The organism is uncultured Eudoraea sp. (assembly GCF_947260015.1).
Classification (GTDB): domain Bacteria; phylum Bacteroidota; class Bacteroidia; order Flavobacteriales; family Flavobacteriaceae; genus Eudoraea.
Map to the genome: position 1 here is coordinate 1 of NZ_CAMYOM010000041.1, position 13,561 is coordinate 13,561.

Here is a 13,561-nt window from a genome sequence, read left to right on the forward strand (position 1 = left end):
CCCCAAAATTAAAAGTGAAAAATAATTCGCCTTGTACAGCTCAACAAAACAACTGATAAAGGCAATTACCCCCAAAAATCCTGCGATACGAACTGTAATATCATGAGTTCCTGATGTGAGAGACATTGTAATTACTAATGCCATAATCCCTGCCAACCACATAACAATGAGATTGATGCTTTTATTCGAAAATAACCCTGGCAAATAATACCATAATAATAGCAGGCTCACACAAAGTACTCCCAGCGAACTCCTGGCAAAAAAACGTGCAGGGTTTAATTCACCGTTTATGGCATTACGATCTAATAAATCACAGAGATAATTATTCCAAACGTTGAATCCTTCCTGATCTATCACCACCCATGAACCTCCGGGATAATTTATGGCTGCCAAAGCATATAGCACAACAAACAAACCCATTCCCGCAAGCGGTAGGAGCAATACAGAAGGTCTGGGAACTCTAGGCAGTATATCTATTTTCATAATCCTGTCTCATTCAGAGTTTAAAAAAACCTAAGGGAAAGAATAACTAACGCGGAGTAGTCCTGTATAAATTCTCCGCTCTTCTTTTTATTCCATAGCACATTTTCCTGTCCATGGCAAATACAACAGGCTCGCCCAGGAGTCCAAATAGTAAGCTGTTTTTAAAGGAAGGAATGTAATCTACTCTATTTCTCGAGACAAATCTTGACTTATGCTTACCAATTGGTTCAACCATCCACAACCAACTAAGATGCAAGTAATTAATTGGGGATTCTAAAGCCTGATTGTAAACCGAATTTTTATTTAAATCATACCAATTTTCAATGGCCATTGCTTTTCCATGTTCACAAATTACAAGAGGATAAGCATCTTTTGGGCCAAAGGGTATTAAATCGCCTATTTTGGGTTGTTGAAATTCGGGTAAAATTTTATCGGAATTATAGATATGTAAACCCATTATATTTTCTAGTGCCTCATAACTGTAAAAACCACCCCTTCCCTGCCCTAGTTGCGCAATCCATGGCCACACAAAACCCGCCGGTGCATCTATTTCTATTGCATGAACAAATTCTGAACGTGGTTGTGGGACGAGATGATCTCCCGGAAATGAAGCAGCAGCCTCCGTGCGACTCAAACCCCATCGGTCCCTTAATGGTTTAAAAAACAGGGTTAAATAGGCCGCAATAATAATAAGAATGCCCTCTACCCCTTCCAGAACTTGAAGGAAAGTGAAGCGTGTTCTTCGCTGATTGTTAAGTGAAACTGTTCCCATCGATAGTTGCTCAGCGTTATTTCTTTTCTTGTTTGGCTTTATTTGATTTCCGCCATCGCCTTAGTTTAGGAAGTGTGTTCCTGGCTAATTTAGATGCAGTAGCTTTTGACATTCCCAGTTTTTCGGCAATTTGAATATTTCTGGCCATTTTTTCTTCAAGGCTAATCCCTCTATCAGTAAACTCTCCATCTTCAAAACAATAGTGGCAATACTCCGTATTTATACTTCCATCTCTATCGGTTCCAAAATCTATCATGTTTTTCATAGCCATTCCACAACTCTGGCAAATATTCTTTTCTGAAATTTTCATGGTTGACCTGATTTTATTTTTCATTTCTAAGATAAAAACTAAGTGAGTAATACAGTATGATATTTGTCAGTTTAATATCTTATTATCCATATACGTTTCTTTTTTCGGATAATGAAAAGCCCGTTTTTGTTGACAGCACCTTCTTTAGCTCCTCGGTGGTTGAAGAATCAATTAAATTCAGTGCCTGAACATTACAAAGTTTTTCAACCATATTAACTCCTGCCAGTGTATTGGATGTAATCCCGGTTACGATGTCCGGAATAATTTTGAATGCTTTCATTAATCCGTATACAGCATATGGATCCGAAGCACTAAGAATCGTACATTTAATGTGTTCTCGCAACTCGTTGATAGCCAAATCACCATTATATGGCTCTAAAGGAGAAGCACCTATCTCAATAATGGCTACATCGGCATTTTGATGCTCAATTTTGCTCAGTAGCTGATCTAACTTAGTCTTGTAAATGTCTGCCGGACAAATTGAAGATGGAAGTCCAACATCCACAAAATCCATAACTGCATTTGCCCCCACATCCTTAATGGCCAGAATATCTTTATAACGTCCGGCACCGGTTAATTTTGCCCCCACTACATTGTATCCGGCAGCCTTAAAAAGATTGGTCACAATTCTGGCAGAAGTAGTTTTTCCTGCAGACATAGATGTCCCTACAAAGAGGATTACCGGTGTGTTAAAAGCCATTGGATCTACAGTTTCCACAAAATCATTCATAGTAAGTTTGTTACCGCCTCTGGATACGTGTCCGGTATAATCTACTTCCATCATATTTGGTATAAAAACAGATTTTGAGGTTAGTTTTCCCATCAGGCCAGCTCCGGTTAGAACATTCATCTTAAGGTCGGCTTTAACTTCACGCCATGTCCCCGTGGCTTCAAGAGTCGCAAAACGCTCGCCCAGTGCACCAACGATTGACTCTCCTCCAATAACTCCCCGCATTCTGCCAGTGGTAAGCTCTAAATTTAATGTGTTACTCCCCGGATCCAGAATCTTACTTACAACATAATCTCCGGTTTCCCATTGATCCCTATCAAGTTTTTCAACATTGAATTCAATTTCAGCTAAATCAGAAATTCTAGTTAGTGATGTATAAATGAATTGCTGGTTCATGTTTTTTTATTTAAAGGTTCTAATAATAACAAGAGTGTTAAAAGGGCTGTTCTTTCAATTAGCTTGTTTTGCAAAATATACTCGTGGGCTGCATGTGCACCATCTCCGGGGGTTCCAAGTCCATCCAGAGTAGCAGTATAAAGGCTGGTTGTATTGCCATCCGAACCTCCCCCGGCAGTTGCTTCTTCCAGATCCAGCCCCAAATGTTGTCCCTGTTTTTTTGCCATTTTCCATAAAAGCTGATTACGAGGTGTTTTTTCCATGGGTGGCCTGCCAATACCCCCCTCAATTTCCATTACAACATCCTTATGTATAGGCTTTAAGGCTTTTATTTTTTTTGTTAACACATCCCCATCTGCTTTTTTAAGAACTCTAACATCAATAACAGCTTTACTTAAAGGTGCAATGACATTGGGTGAGATACCCCCTTCGATCATACCTATATTTACAGAAATTCCTTTATCCAGATCATTCATAGCGTAAAGCCTCTGGACCTGCTGTGATAACTCTACTATGGCATTCACCCCTTTGGTTGGGTCTAATCCGGCATGCGCAGCCTTGCCGCGAACGGTTATTGTAAAACGGCCTAAACCTTTTCTCGCTGTTTTTAATTTTCCATTCAATCCCAAAGGAGGTTCCAAAACATAGGCCCGGTTTGCAATTTTTGCTAATCTTTTAAGTGCATTTGTAGACTCTCTGCTTCCTATTTCCTCGTCCGAATTTATAAATATTACAGGTTCCACCTTTGGTATTATGTTCATATCCCTGATAGCCATTAGGGAAAAAATAATCTGGGTAATACCAGCTTTCATATCATAAACACCAGGCCCTTTTATCTTGCCTTCAATGTAAGATAGGGGCATTTTATCTATTGTCCCTAAGGGCCAAACGGTATCGCAATGACCTATCAAAAGCTGATGGGGTAAATGTTTCTTTCTATTTTTGGGTCTTGCATACAAGTAGCCGCCGGTATTTTTACCGTACATGTGAAATGCCAAATAACCCATCGCAGTAAATCTATCTTTTAAATAGCCCAAGATTTGGTGCTGCGAATTAATTTTGTCCGAGGGGGTTTCAATATGAACCAATTCCTTTAAAAAGAGGATCATTTCGTCTTTATGAGCGAACAGATACTCTTTGGTAAGGGCCACTATTTTCTCCGGGCTTTTCATCGCTTAAAATTTTTTGGAAAGGGAAAGTCAATTGTTTCCGTGATCTTAGCAAACCTGCCAGGGGCAATATATGCAAGTAAGGGGTTTTTTAAAATTTGCTGCTGCTCGTCCATTTCTGAAACTTTCATATAATCTCGATGGGCATAGGCAGCCTTAATTGTTCCTGTAATAATACTATAATCATCAAAACCATCAATAATTTTATATAACCCACACTCTAAATAAAAATAGGCGTCGGCCAATATAGGCGCATCCATTGAGGGTGCTTTTAAAACAGGCAAGGCGTTAACTATGCCTTCTGATTTGGAAATACATTCTCTTCTTGGACTGGCACTCAAAGATGTTGTGACTATTTGGTCGGGTTTTGGAAAGCTAACTGTGAATCCGCCAGTGGCCAAAACATTACTAAATGTATTATGTCTTGGGGTACATACAAATCCAAAATACTTGCCAAAACCCAAGGGCATGGCCATATGCTTTGGTGCAAGATCATAACCTTGCCTTTCCTTTGTTCCAACTACAACCAAAGGGGCTACCGTGAAAATTTGATCCCAGATTGAAGTTAAATTGTCCAGGAGCACATATTTATCTTGTTGTAATGTGTTCATAAGAGATGATTTGAAGGGTACTATCTCTAAAATTACAACTCAAATAATAATGATGTAATGACATTGGTCATTGTTAAAATTCCCATATCTAAATACTTTCATAAAAAACCAAGGAATGAAAGGTGTATTGAAGCTCGGAAAAATTGCCGGAATTAGAATAGAGATACATTGGACCTTTACGCTTTTATTGATATGGGTAGTTTTTCTAGATATACAACGAGGCGGAACTGCGAATACCGCCTTGCTGAATATTATTTTAATCTTATTGCTCTTCCTTTGCGTAATCCTACATGAATTAGGACATGCCCTGGCTGCGAGGAGATTTAATATAAATACTAAAAAAATTACTTTGTTACCTATTGGTGGTGTGGCATCTTTAGAAAAAATGCCTGAAAAACCAGGACAAGAATTGATCGTAGCTTTGGCGGGGCCCGCTGTAAACGTGATAATTGCAATGTTGCTGTTTCTGGCCGTGCCCATAAAAAATTATTTTGGCATGGATGCCGATAGTTTGATGCAGTTATTATCGGCGCCAACTTTGGAGACACTTTTATTTTATCTTTTTATAGCCAATGTAATGCTGGTAGTTTTTAATCTAATTCCGGCTTTTCCTATGGATGGTGGTCGTGTATTTCGTGCATTATTGTCATTTACTATGGATAGGGCCAAAGCAACCCAAATAGCAGCCGGATTGGGACAGGCTTTAGCTGTTGTTTTTTTTATGCTGGGTCTTTTTTTTAATCCCTTTCTGATCCTAATCGCTCTTTTTATATTCCTGGCTGCCTATAGTGAAAACCAAATGGTAAAACAGAAATCTCTGGTAGAAGGCCATTTTGTACAGGAAGCCTTGTTGACTAATATTACGCTATTGCATCCCGAAAATAGTCTTGAAGATGTTTTTGAGATAATATTAGCGGGTACCGAAAAGGATTTTGTGGTTACAGAAAATGAGGTAATAGTCGGTATTTTAAATCATAAAACCATTCTTAATAATGCTCAAAATGGCTCAATTAAAGTGATGGCAATTATGAACACAAAATTTAAGACCATGAGAGCCACGGATGAGTTAAAAGAATTTTTTGGCATGATCAATAGAGAGAAGCAACGCTTTTTTCCTGTAACTGATAAAACCAACAAACTTGTTGGTGCAATAGATGTAAATAACGTAAGTGAATTTCTTGTGCTTAAGACAAATTTACATGCAAAATCATGAATTAACATTACTCCCCTGATCCTTGTCATTTCAGGTTTCTTAGTGATATGATAATTTGCATAAAAATAGGATTATGAAGAATTTTTTAATAAGCTCATTTACAAAAACTAATTTTGAAAAGTTAGCGGCGATAACTGATTCTCATTGTGTTTCTATATATCTGCCAATGTATAAAAAAGGTAAAGAACTGAATGAAGGTTTAGGGCAATCTAATTTAAAATCTTGTCTGAAAAAAGTACATGCGGTATTGGTTGAATATGGGTATCATGAAACTAAAATAAATTCCTTTCTTGAACCAATCCGGAATCTTATTTTCGAACTAAGTTTCTGGAGAAATCCTTCAGAAGGTCTGGCCATATTTTTAGATAGAGCTAACGGATTCAGGTACTATAAATTACCTCTTTCCTTTGAAACAAAAACCTATGTTGCCGATCATTTTTATTTAATTCCTTTACTTCCCCTGTTTCACAACGACGGTATTTATTATCTTCTGGAATTAAGCCGCGACTATGTGAAATTATATAAGGGTTCCAGAAGTAACTTTCAAGATCTTCAATTAAAAAAAATAATCCCCACACGGTTGGAAGAAGTTGTGGGTTATGATTTTGAGCAAAAGATGTTACAAAACAGAACAGGTCATATGATGTATCCAGCCGGTTCATTTCATGGCCAGGGAGAAGGTAAAGAAGACCAAAAAAAAGAACTGGTTAGCTTCTTTAGAAAAGTAAATCAGGGTGTTACTAAAATACTGTCAAATAAAGAGGCTCCATTGATTTTGGCATGTACCGATGAGTTGTATCCTGTTTACAAGAAAATAAATTCACACCGTAATTTATGGGATACCAATCTAAGTGGAGATCCTGAATTTAAAGATAAAAATAAATTGCATAAGGAATCCTGGGGTTTGATTCATTCTTATTTTGAAACAACAAAGCGTGTAAAACTGGCTAAGTTTATCGCCAAATTTCATACTTCAAAAACTTCCTGTCACCTCTCGGAAATTCTACCGGCAGCTGTCAAAGGAAAAATAGATACGCTCTTTGTACAGCAAAAAGAAGATGTTTTCGGTACCTATAATAGTGCTAAAGGGTGCTTAATTCTCGATTCCCGGAAAGAAATACGAAATATCTCCTTATTAAATATGGCTGCCATATCTACCTTTCTCCAAGGCGGAAATGTTTACTTTCTTGAAAAGGAAGAAATGCCTGTTAAAAACACTCCTGTGAATGCCATGCTTAGGTTTTAACCGAAATGTTTGTTTAGAATTGATTCTCGGGTAGCGTCTTTTGATAAGTATTGCTTATTGCTTTCTTTTTAATCAGACTGATAAAGAGCTGATTCGCAATTTATAATCATGAAATTCCTATACTATTTTTTTGGTAGCTTAATAATGGAACCAGTCGCTCCAATTTCATACGTTTTACCAAATCATAATGCCAAAGATTCGGAATTAAAGTATGCCCTTCTCGTTCCAGCATTACCAGTATATCTGCATCTACTTCCTTTAAATAGGCTTTTAAAGTGTTAAAAACATCGTCTGATAATCTAAATTCAAAACTGATCTTTTCATAAGTAACCTTTTCCTTAAGCATCTCCTTAAACCAAAGCATTTGATCTTCGGCGGCGTATTCTTTTTTGGTCGAAACGTGGATTAATTTAATTTCAGTATCAAAGGCAGTTGCAAACTCAGTAATCTTTTTAATAGCTAAGACATCTGCTTCTTCAAAGGCCGTTGCATATACAATGGTACTTAGTTCCGAAAGTTTGGAAATTTGTGGAACAGACAATACAGGTAAAGGAGATTTTTCGATCAGAGCAGTGGCTGTACTTCCAATAATTAAATCTTTTACAATATTACTTCCTGTCATCCCTACAATTATAAGGTCAGCGTTTATTTCTTCAGCTTTTTCTATAATGCCATTTGACTCAATACTATTCTCAACCACATGAATAACAGGACCCTTTTCATTCTCCATCATTCTTAAGTTCTTCCAACAAAAAGAATCTAGTTTTTCCCGGTGACTATTAAATGCAGCTTCCTCCAAACGAGCATATGCCAAACTCACTGTGCTAATAAAAGTTGCTGAAATATCAAATACATGAACAACATGAAGCTCGGCTTTTAGTTTTTTTCGAAACACATTGGCCAACTTTAGTGCTGAAATTGAATTATCTGAATAATCCGTGGCACAGAGTATAGTTTTCATAGGATATGCATTTAGAATTAATTGAAATAACAGGATGAATCTATTAAAAAGAAAAACAACAAAAAATGACCTAAGTCATATCCCGTAAGAAAATGGCTATATGACAATTGTCATTTTTACAAATGCTAAAATGAACTAATTTTATATAACTCAGCAAAAACGAGGATTATGGGCGAAATAGCTACTTCAGACAGGCAAATCACCCTGTTTTATAGTTCTAAATCTAAAAGGGCTAAACAAACCTTGGCTTATGCCAAAACGGAAGGTTGGCCCATACATGAGATAGATATTCTCAAAACACCTCCCACCGGAACTCAAATTGCTGAATTGGCAGATCGTTTAGGAGTGGAAGTAAAAGATTTGGTTAACCAAAATCATCCGGCTTATACTTCTAAATTTGAACCACATGAATTCTCTTCGGATGATTGGATAAAAATGATTAGACACAATCCCGAAATAATGAAACAGCCTATAGCGCTCCGAGGAAATATTACCATATTGATAGAGACTCCAACGGATATCCTTAGGATATAATTTATAAGTAATAGATTTTAGGTATTATATAAATCTTTTAAAATACTTATAAGAAAATTTAAATACCAGGATATGGCAAGATTCAGAGATTTTAATATCGCAGATTGGTTTTCATTCTATCGGATAGCTGCCGTGCCCTTTCTGCTTGCTTTGATTTGGTTTAATGAACGAGAATTATTTAGCTGGTTTCTTCTTGTTAGCTATTCCACAGACGCAATCGACGGTTATTTAGCAAGAAAACTTAAGATTACCAGTGCCCGCGGTTCCCAATTAGACTCTTACGGAGATCAAATGACCCTTATAGTTGGTTTAATCGGGTTGATAAAATTTGAACCTGCTTTTATGCAGGAGAACTACCCCCTGATTTTAATTGCTTTTGTACCCTACATTTTGCAAATGATACTAGCCTTTAAAAAATATGGTAAGGCCACCGCTTTTCATACCTATCTAGCCAAATTATCCGCGGTTATTCAAGGGGTCTTTATACTCTGGCTGTTGTTCTTTGGTCCTGTGTACTGGTTATTCTATACTATGATAGTTGTAGGTGTTTTAGAAACCATTGAGGAAATAACACTCATTTATTTATATGAAAAATGGGTTGCTGGTGTCAAAGGAATCTATTGGGCTTTAAAAGACAAAAGACGACTTAATATTGAACAAAACAGTTCTTAGGCCTGAGTTGGATCAGTAGATTCGATTATAAGAACCTGACTATTTTTAATACAAACAGAGCATACCTTTCAAAAGACCATAAGATGGAAAAGATTGACTACAAAAAAGAATTGAAAAATCTCTACAAACCATCTCCCAAAAAAATTGAATTCAGGGATGTCCCTAAAATGAATTTTTTGATGATAGAGGGCACAGGTGATCCAAATACCTCTTTAGCCTATAAAGAAGCTATAGAGGCTCTGTTTAGCCTATCCTATACCCTAAAATTTATGATTAAAAAAGGTGAGTCAGGCATTGATTACAGTGTTATGCCGCTTGAAGGACTTTGGTGGGTGGACGATATGTCAAAATTTGATATAAATAAAAAGGAAAATTGGAAATGGACCGCTATGATCATGCAACCAGAAGCTGTGACCAAAAAATTGGTAGCTATTGCCATAGAGGAGGTTAGAAAAAAAAAGAATCCCAAAGCATTGTCCAAAATTCGTTTTGAAGCTTTTTCTGAAGGTAAAGCGGCACAAACATTACATATAGGGCCATTTTCAGAAGAAGGTCCTACCATCAAAAAAATGCATGATTTCATTATCGATAATGGACACAATCTTTCCGGAAAGCACCATGAAATCTACCTTTCAGATATCAGAAGAGCGGCACCCGAAAAATGGAAGACTATAATAAGACAGCCTTATACATGAGAATGAGCATTAAATAAATTCCATTCAATTTTTTTTCTGCTCCTTTTTCGCAGCTTTTTGTTCCTCTTTGGCCATTTTTTTGTAATAACCCCGGGTTAAAAAGTTATGCTTAAAGGCCTCCATATTCTCATTAAACCTGGCTGTACCTTCTTCTATACTTTTCATGGTCGCTTCCAGCCGTCGTACCAAAATGGTGTCTTTGGTTAAGTAATTTAGTGCTCCTTCACCCTCTGAAATATCAGTGACCACACTATCTAAATTAAACGTTATCTGCTGCATCCTGTCGCTGGCCGATTCAAGATTGTGAATAATTTGTTTTAGTTCGAGTCCGGCCAGGGAGTCGCGTAATAAGACCCCAACTACAGAATTCTCGGAGTTGGCTACTTTTACAAATCTGTTCACTTCCTCCAATGTAGTATTGGCTTTGGCACTGGCCAGTTTCAGATTCAAGATGGTTTGTTCAAGGTTTTTTGCCATTAAGGTATCATTAAGCAGGCGACCTAAAGTACCCTCTCCTTTAGTAAGCGCTGCCGTAACCTTTAGTAAATCGGCAGTTAGTAGTGCTGCATTTTCAGAAGTTACATTCAAGGTACTCATCATATCTTCTGCGCCAATACGACTATATGAAATAATTTCATCTCCCGATTTTATAATTGCTCCCATTCCACTTCCGGGAACAATATTTACAATCATACTTCCCACTAAGCCATCAGAGCCTATTGTAGCTATGGCATCATTTTTAATATGTTTTATCATATTTTCCTGAATGTTCATTACTACATTTATCGTAGAATCATTTTCCATTACTATATCTTTTACAGTACCTACGCCTATTCCTGAGTAACGCACATTATTGCCTTTTTCCAGGCCATTTACATTTTTGAAAACGGCATGGACCGTAAAAGTGTTACCAAACATATTTTGTCTGTTTCCTATCAGATAGGCAGCAATTACAAGCAATGCTGTCCCCAGAATCACAAAAATTCCAAGTCTCAATTTTTCTAAGCTTGTTTTTTCCATATCGTTATTTTTTAAAAAATGCTTCTACCTTAGGGTCCTTGGATTTAATGAGTTCGTCATAAGTGCCTTCGGCATAATTAATACCATCTACAAGTAGAATCATACGTTCTGAAATTACACGTGCACAGTCCACATCATGGGTAATGATCAAGGAAGATGTGCCATACTTCTTTTGAATACTTCGCATTAGTTCAATAATTTCTTTCGAAGTTATGGGATCCAAACCACTGGTTGGTTCATCGTACAAAATAATCTTTGGCCTGAGAATAAGGGTACGAGCCAAAGCCACACGTCTTTTCATTCCACCGGAAAGTTCTTCCGGCATTAGATCTATAGCGTCTGCCAAACCTACGCTCTCTAAAGCCTCAAGTACTAAAGGCGTTGTATCTGAGATATTACCTAGTTTCTCTTTATGTCGTCGCATAGGAAATTCTAAATTTTCCCTTACTGTCATAGAATCATACAAAGCGCTGCCCTGAAACAAAAATCCAATTTCTGATCGCAATATATCAAGGGTTGCCCTATCCAATAATTTAATCTCATTTCCCATAACCGATATATAACCACTATCGGGTTGCATTAATCCCACAAGGCATTTAATCATTACAGATTTTCCGGAACCCGATTTTCCCATAACCACTAAATTTTCCCCCTTGTACAATTTCATATTAAAACCGTTGAGTACACGGTTATTTCCAAAGCGCTTATAAAGATCTTTGATATGGATTATGACTTCACTTTCGCCGGTCACGGTATTATTGAAACTTTCTTTTTCTTCTATCATCACAGGTCGTAAAAAATATCAGATATAAAAACGGCTATAAAATCAATCACAAACAATAGCATGGAGGTAAAAACCACTGCCGTGTTGGCCGCTAAACCTACCCCTGCCGTACCCTTTTTGCTGTAGTAGCCCTTAAAACAGCCTACCAGGCCAATTGCAAAACCAAAAAAGAAAGATTTTATAGTTGCAGGAACCAAATCCCGATAGTCCAATGCATCAAAAACACGATTAAAGTAGAGCACGAATGAGACGTTTCCCTTAAAATTTTCAACCAGTGCAGATCCGTATAGCGCAATGGCGTCTCCCATGATTACAAGCAATGGCAGCATAAGAGTAGTTGCTAAGATTCGCGTCACAACCAAATATTTAAACGGATTTGTCCCTGATACTTCCATGGCATCAATTTGTTCGGTAACACGCATAGAACCTAATTCGGCTCCGATACCCGATGCAATTCTCCCTGCACAAACCAGCGCAGTAATCACGGGACCGAGTTCCCGAACAATAGAAATCCCTACCATATTTGGCATCCAGGATTCTGCACCAAACTCAATGAGGGTAGGCCTTGATTGTAATGTAAGTACCAACCCAATTATGAACCCGGTTACCAGAACCAGGACCAGGGAACGATTACCCATATGATAGCACTGTCTAAGCAACTCCTTAAACTCAAAAGGAGGCCTGAACAGTTCTTTAAAGAAGCGGCCGGCAAAATATGACAGCTCCCCTATCTCTATAAAGAATTGTTTTATTCCACCCAAACTTCGTTTTACCGTACTCATGGGTCATTTACCTTATGTACTATCTACTCCAAATATACCCTTAATACCAAAGGTTATAAATGATAAAAGTCATATGTACGGACTGATCTTACTCATTGTATTGTCTTCATATGAGCATTAATTTTACAATGTCTCAGATAACTCTAAGACAAAAAGAAATTGAACTAAAACAGCAAGACCAATGATTATAAAACCTGTCTTCCTTCTTGTGATGTTTATTTTTGGTATATGTGCTTGTTTAAAGCCTGCTATCAGTTTAATTAGGCCGTTGAGCGTATCTCAAATGAGCTCGATTGAACATGCAGGGGATTCAACAAAAAAGCTTATGGCCGCCAGATGGATCCATATAAGCAGTGATGTGGCTATTAGTGAGTATTTTGAATATATGGATTCCCTTGTGAATGCCTATGACTCTGTGGTTCCTTATACCCTTTCAGAACACCTTTTGGTACATGCCAATCCCTGGATAATTGACACCCTGGCCAATACGGATTACTATAGAATGATGGCGCGAGATTCTTTTGTTTATGATCAGCGGAAAATGGTAGTTCTAAAATCATCGGATTCTCTTATGATCCCCGATTCCTTGTCAGCAAACCATATTAAGGATTCTTTTAAAAAAACACATCTTGATGTGAATATCCCCGAATTTAAACTTCGCATATACCAGGATACTGCTTTGCTATTTACTTTTCCGGTTAGAGTTGGAAAAAACACAAAAAAATATTTGGCTATGGCTGACAAAATCACCGACCTACGTACCAAAACGGGTAGCGGAAAAATTGTCCGCCTGGAAAGAAACCCTAAATTTTATAATCCGGTAAACCAAAAACGATTTTATCTAACCAAAAGAGATGATGATAAAACTACCCTGATGCCACAAATACCGTGGATTGAGACTGAAATTAATGGGACTAGAAATGGCCAGATGATACATCCTACCACCAATCCTGAAACTTTGGGAAAGGCCAGTTCCAATGGCTGTATTGGCACCAGAGAATCTGATGCATGGGTCATTTACTATTATGCACCGCTGGGAACTGCCATTACAATCCGTTACGATTTGGAAATAACTAAAGTTAAGGGCGATAAAGTTAAACTGAAAGATATTTACAAATAGATTTTCTCTTTGGGTTTAAAAATTACCTATAACACGAATAGAAGGACCGTTGAATGTCAAATC

16 protein-coding genes are annotated in these 13,561 nt (G+C 37.4%); 6 read left to right on the forward strand and 10 right to left on the reverse strand.

What is annotated here, in order from left to right:
• From Q0X66_RS13780 to Q0X66_RS13805, 6 genes are all read right to left on the reverse strand, one after another.
• On the reverse strand, window positions 1-483 hold a 483-nt coding region (locus Q0X66_RS13780), incomplete at its 3' end, for a hypothetical protein (protein WP_297707359.1).
• A 46-nt stretch (window positions 484-529) separates the two neighbouring features.
• Window positions 530-1,255 carry a hypothetical protein gene (locus Q0X66_RS13785; protein ID WP_297707361.1) on the reverse strand — a complete coding sequence of 242 codons (726 nt, stop codon included), beginning with the start codon at window positions 1,253-1,255 and terminating at the stop codon, window positions 530-532.
• Between the two features lie 16 nt (window positions 1,256-1,271).
• Window positions 1,272-1,565, reverse strand: a complete 294-nt coding sequence (locus Q0X66_RS13790; protein ID WP_297707363.1) for a zinc ribbon domain-containing protein — start codon at window positions 1,563-1,565, stop codon at window positions 1,272-1,274.
• An 82-nt stretch (window positions 1,566-1,647) separates the two neighbouring features.
• Complete coding sequence (locus Q0X66_RS13795; RefSeq protein ID WP_297707365.1) at window positions 1,648-2,691, reverse strand: hypothetical protein; 1,044 nt, start codon at window positions 2,689-2,691, stop codon at window positions 1,648-1,650.
• Complete coding sequence (locus Q0X66_RS13800) at window positions 2,688-3,863, reverse strand: M20 family metallopeptidase (RefSeq protein ID WP_297707367.1); 1,176 nt, start codon at window positions 3,861-3,863, stop codon at window positions 2,688-2,690. Before Q0X66_RS13800 ends, Q0X66_RS13795 begins: the two co-directional genes overlap by 4 nt.
• Window positions 3,860-4,471 (reverse strand): flavin reductase, encoded by a 612-nt coding sequence (locus Q0X66_RS13805; RefSeq protein ID WP_297707369.1) that lies wholly within the window; start codon window positions 4,469-4,471, stop codon window positions 3,860-3,862. Before Q0X66_RS13805 ends, Q0X66_RS13800 begins: the two co-directional genes overlap by 4 nt.
• Before the next feature lie 115 nt (window positions 4,472-4,586).
• Here Q0X66_RS13805 and Q0X66_RS13810 point away from each other — a divergent pair, with 115 nt between their 5' ends.
• Both Q0X66_RS13810 and Q0X66_RS13815 read left to right on the forward strand, forming a co-directional pair.
• Window positions 4,587-5,684 carry a site-2 protease family protein gene (locus Q0X66_RS13810; protein WP_297707371.1) on the forward strand — a complete coding sequence of 366 codons (1,098 nt, stop codon included), beginning with the start codon at window positions 4,587-4,589 and terminating at the stop codon, window positions 5,682-5,684.
• A gap of 73 nt (window positions 5,685-5,757) precedes the next feature.
• Window positions 5,758-6,930: a hypothetical protein gene (locus Q0X66_RS13815; protein ID WP_297707373.1), complete on the forward strand. Its 1,173-nt coding sequence runs from the start codon at window positions 5,758-5,760 to the stop codon at window positions 6,928-6,930.
• Between the two features lie 106 nt (window positions 6,931-7,036).
• On the opposite strand, the gene Q0X66_RS13820 is transcribed toward Q0X66_RS13815, so the two are convergent.
• Window positions 7,037-7,891, reverse strand: coding sequence for a universal stress protein (locus Q0X66_RS13820; protein WP_297707375.1), 855 nt, complete (start codon window positions 7,889-7,891; stop codon window positions 7,037-7,039).
• Window positions 7,892-8,059: 168 nt separating this feature from the next.
• Here Q0X66_RS13820 and Q0X66_RS13825 point away from each other — a divergent pair, with 168 nt between their 5' ends.
• The 3 genes from Q0X66_RS13825 (at window position 8,060) to Q0X66_RS13835 (ending at window position 9,792) form a co-directional block, all read left to right on the forward strand.
• Window positions 8,060-8,425 carry a hypothetical protein gene (locus tag Q0X66_RS13825; RefSeq protein ID WP_297707378.1) on the forward strand — a complete coding sequence of 122 codons (366 nt, stop codon included), beginning with the start codon at window positions 8,060-8,062 and terminating at the stop codon, window positions 8,423-8,425.
• A 72-nt stretch (window positions 8,426-8,497) separates the two neighbouring features.
• Complete coding sequence (locus tag Q0X66_RS13830; RefSeq protein ID WP_297707380.1) at window positions 8,498-9,097, forward strand: CDP-alcohol phosphatidyltransferase family protein; 600 nt, start codon at window positions 8,498-8,500, stop codon at window positions 9,095-9,097.
• Between the two features lie 83 nt (window positions 9,098-9,180).
• A complete protein-coding gene (locus Q0X66_RS13835) occupies window positions 9,181-9,792 on the forward strand; it encodes a GyrI-like domain-containing protein (RefSeq protein WP_297707382.1) in 612 nt (203 codons plus the stop codon).
• Window positions 9,793-9,816: 24 nt separating this feature from the next.
• Here Q0X66_RS13835 and Q0X66_RS13840 read toward each other — a convergent pair whose 3' ends face one another.
• From Q0X66_RS13840 to Q0X66_RS13850, 3 genes are read right to left on the reverse strand one after another with little or no spacing between them, the layout of a single operon-like run.
• The gene (locus Q0X66_RS13840) at window positions 9,817-10,812 is read right to left on the reverse strand and encodes an MlaD family protein (protein ID WP_297707384.1); all 996 of its coding nucleotides are present in this window, start codon (window positions 10,810-10,812) and stop codon (window positions 9,817-9,819) included.
• Window positions 10,813-10,816: 4 nt separating this feature from the next.
• On the reverse strand, window positions 10,817-11,596 hold the full coding sequence (locus Q0X66_RS13845) for an ATP-binding cassette domain-containing protein (protein WP_297707386.1): 780 nt from the start codon (window positions 11,594-11,596) through the stop codon (window positions 10,817-10,819).
• Window positions 11,596-12,378 carry an ABC transporter permease gene (locus tag Q0X66_RS13850; RefSeq protein ID WP_297707388.1) on the reverse strand — a complete coding sequence of 261 codons (783 nt, stop codon included), beginning with the start codon at window positions 12,376-12,378 and terminating at the stop codon, window positions 11,596-11,598. The genes Q0X66_RS13845 and Q0X66_RS13850 overlap by 1 nt, the downstream gene beginning before the upstream one ends.
• A gap of 283 nt (window positions 12,379-12,661) precedes the next feature.
• Here Q0X66_RS13850 and Q0X66_RS13855 point away from each other — a divergent pair, with 283 nt between their 5' ends.
• Entirely contained in the window at window positions 12,662-13,498 is an 837-nt protein-coding gene (locus Q0X66_RS13855) for a L,D-transpeptidase (protein ID WP_297707390.1), read from the forward strand.
• Window positions 13,499-13,561: the final 63 nt, after the last annotated feature.

What these genes read in the sequence shown, in the direction of transcription:
- Q0X66_RS13785 (WP_297707361.1), bottom strand. Translation starts at nt 1,255, where the DNA reads ATGGGAACAGTTTCACTTAACAATCAGCGAAGAACACGCTTCACTTTC.
- Q0X66_RS13790 (WP_297707363.1), bottom strand. Translation starts at nt 1,565, where the DNA reads ATGAAAATTTCAGAAAAGAATATTTGCCAGAGTTGTGGAATGGCTATG.
- Q0X66_RS13795 (WP_297707365.1), bottom strand. Translation starts at nt 2,691, where the DNA reads ATGAACCAGCAATTCATTTATACATCACTAACTAGAATTTCTGATTTA.
- Q0X66_RS13800 (WP_297707367.1), bottom strand. Translation starts at nt 3,863, where the DNA reads ATGAAAAGCCCGGAGAAAATAGTGGCCCTTACCAAAGAGTATCTGTTC.
- Q0X66_RS13805 (WP_297707369.1), bottom strand. Translation starts at nt 4,471, where the DNA reads ATGAACACATTACAACAAGATAAATATGTGCTCCTGGACAATTTAACT.
- Q0X66_RS13810 (WP_297707371.1), top strand. Translation starts at nt 4,587, where the DNA reads ATGAAAGGTGTATTGAAGCTCGGAAAAATTGCCGGAATTAGAATAGAG.
- Q0X66_RS13815 (WP_297707373.1), top strand. Translation starts at nt 5,758, where the DNA reads ATGAAGAATTTTTTAATAAGCTCATTTACAAAAACTAATTTTGAAAAG.
- Q0X66_RS13820 (WP_297707375.1), bottom strand. Translation starts at nt 7,891, where the DNA reads ATGAAAACTATACTCTGTGCCACGGATTATTCAGATAATTCAATTTCA.
- Q0X66_RS13825 (WP_297707378.1), top strand. Translation starts at nt 8,060, where the DNA reads ATGGGCGAAATAGCTACTTCAGACAGGCAAATCACCCTGTTTTATAGT.
- Q0X66_RS13830 (WP_297707380.1), top strand. Translation starts at nt 8,498, where the DNA reads ATGGCAAGATTCAGAGATTTTAATATCGCAGATTGGTTTTCATTCTAT.
- Q0X66_RS13835 (WP_297707382.1), top strand. Translation starts at nt 9,181, where the DNA reads ATGGAAAAGATTGACTACAAAAAAGAATTGAAAAATCTCTACAAACCA.
- Q0X66_RS13840 (WP_297707384.1), bottom strand. Translation starts at nt 10,812, where the DNA reads ATGGAAAAAACAAGCTTAGAAAAATTGAGACTTGGAATTTTTGTGATT.
- Q0X66_RS13845 (WP_297707386.1), bottom strand. Translation starts at nt 11,596, where the DNA reads ATGATAGAAGAAAAAGAAAGTTTCAATAATACCGTGACCGGCGAAAGT.
- Q0X66_RS13850 (WP_297707388.1), bottom strand. Translation starts at nt 12,378, where the DNA reads ATGAGTACGGTAAAACGAAGTTTGGGTGGAATAAAACAATTCTTTATA.
- Q0X66_RS13855 (WP_297707390.1), top strand. Translation starts at nt 12,662, where the DNA reads ATGAGCTCGATTGAACATGCAGGGGATTCAACAAAAAAGCTTATGGCC.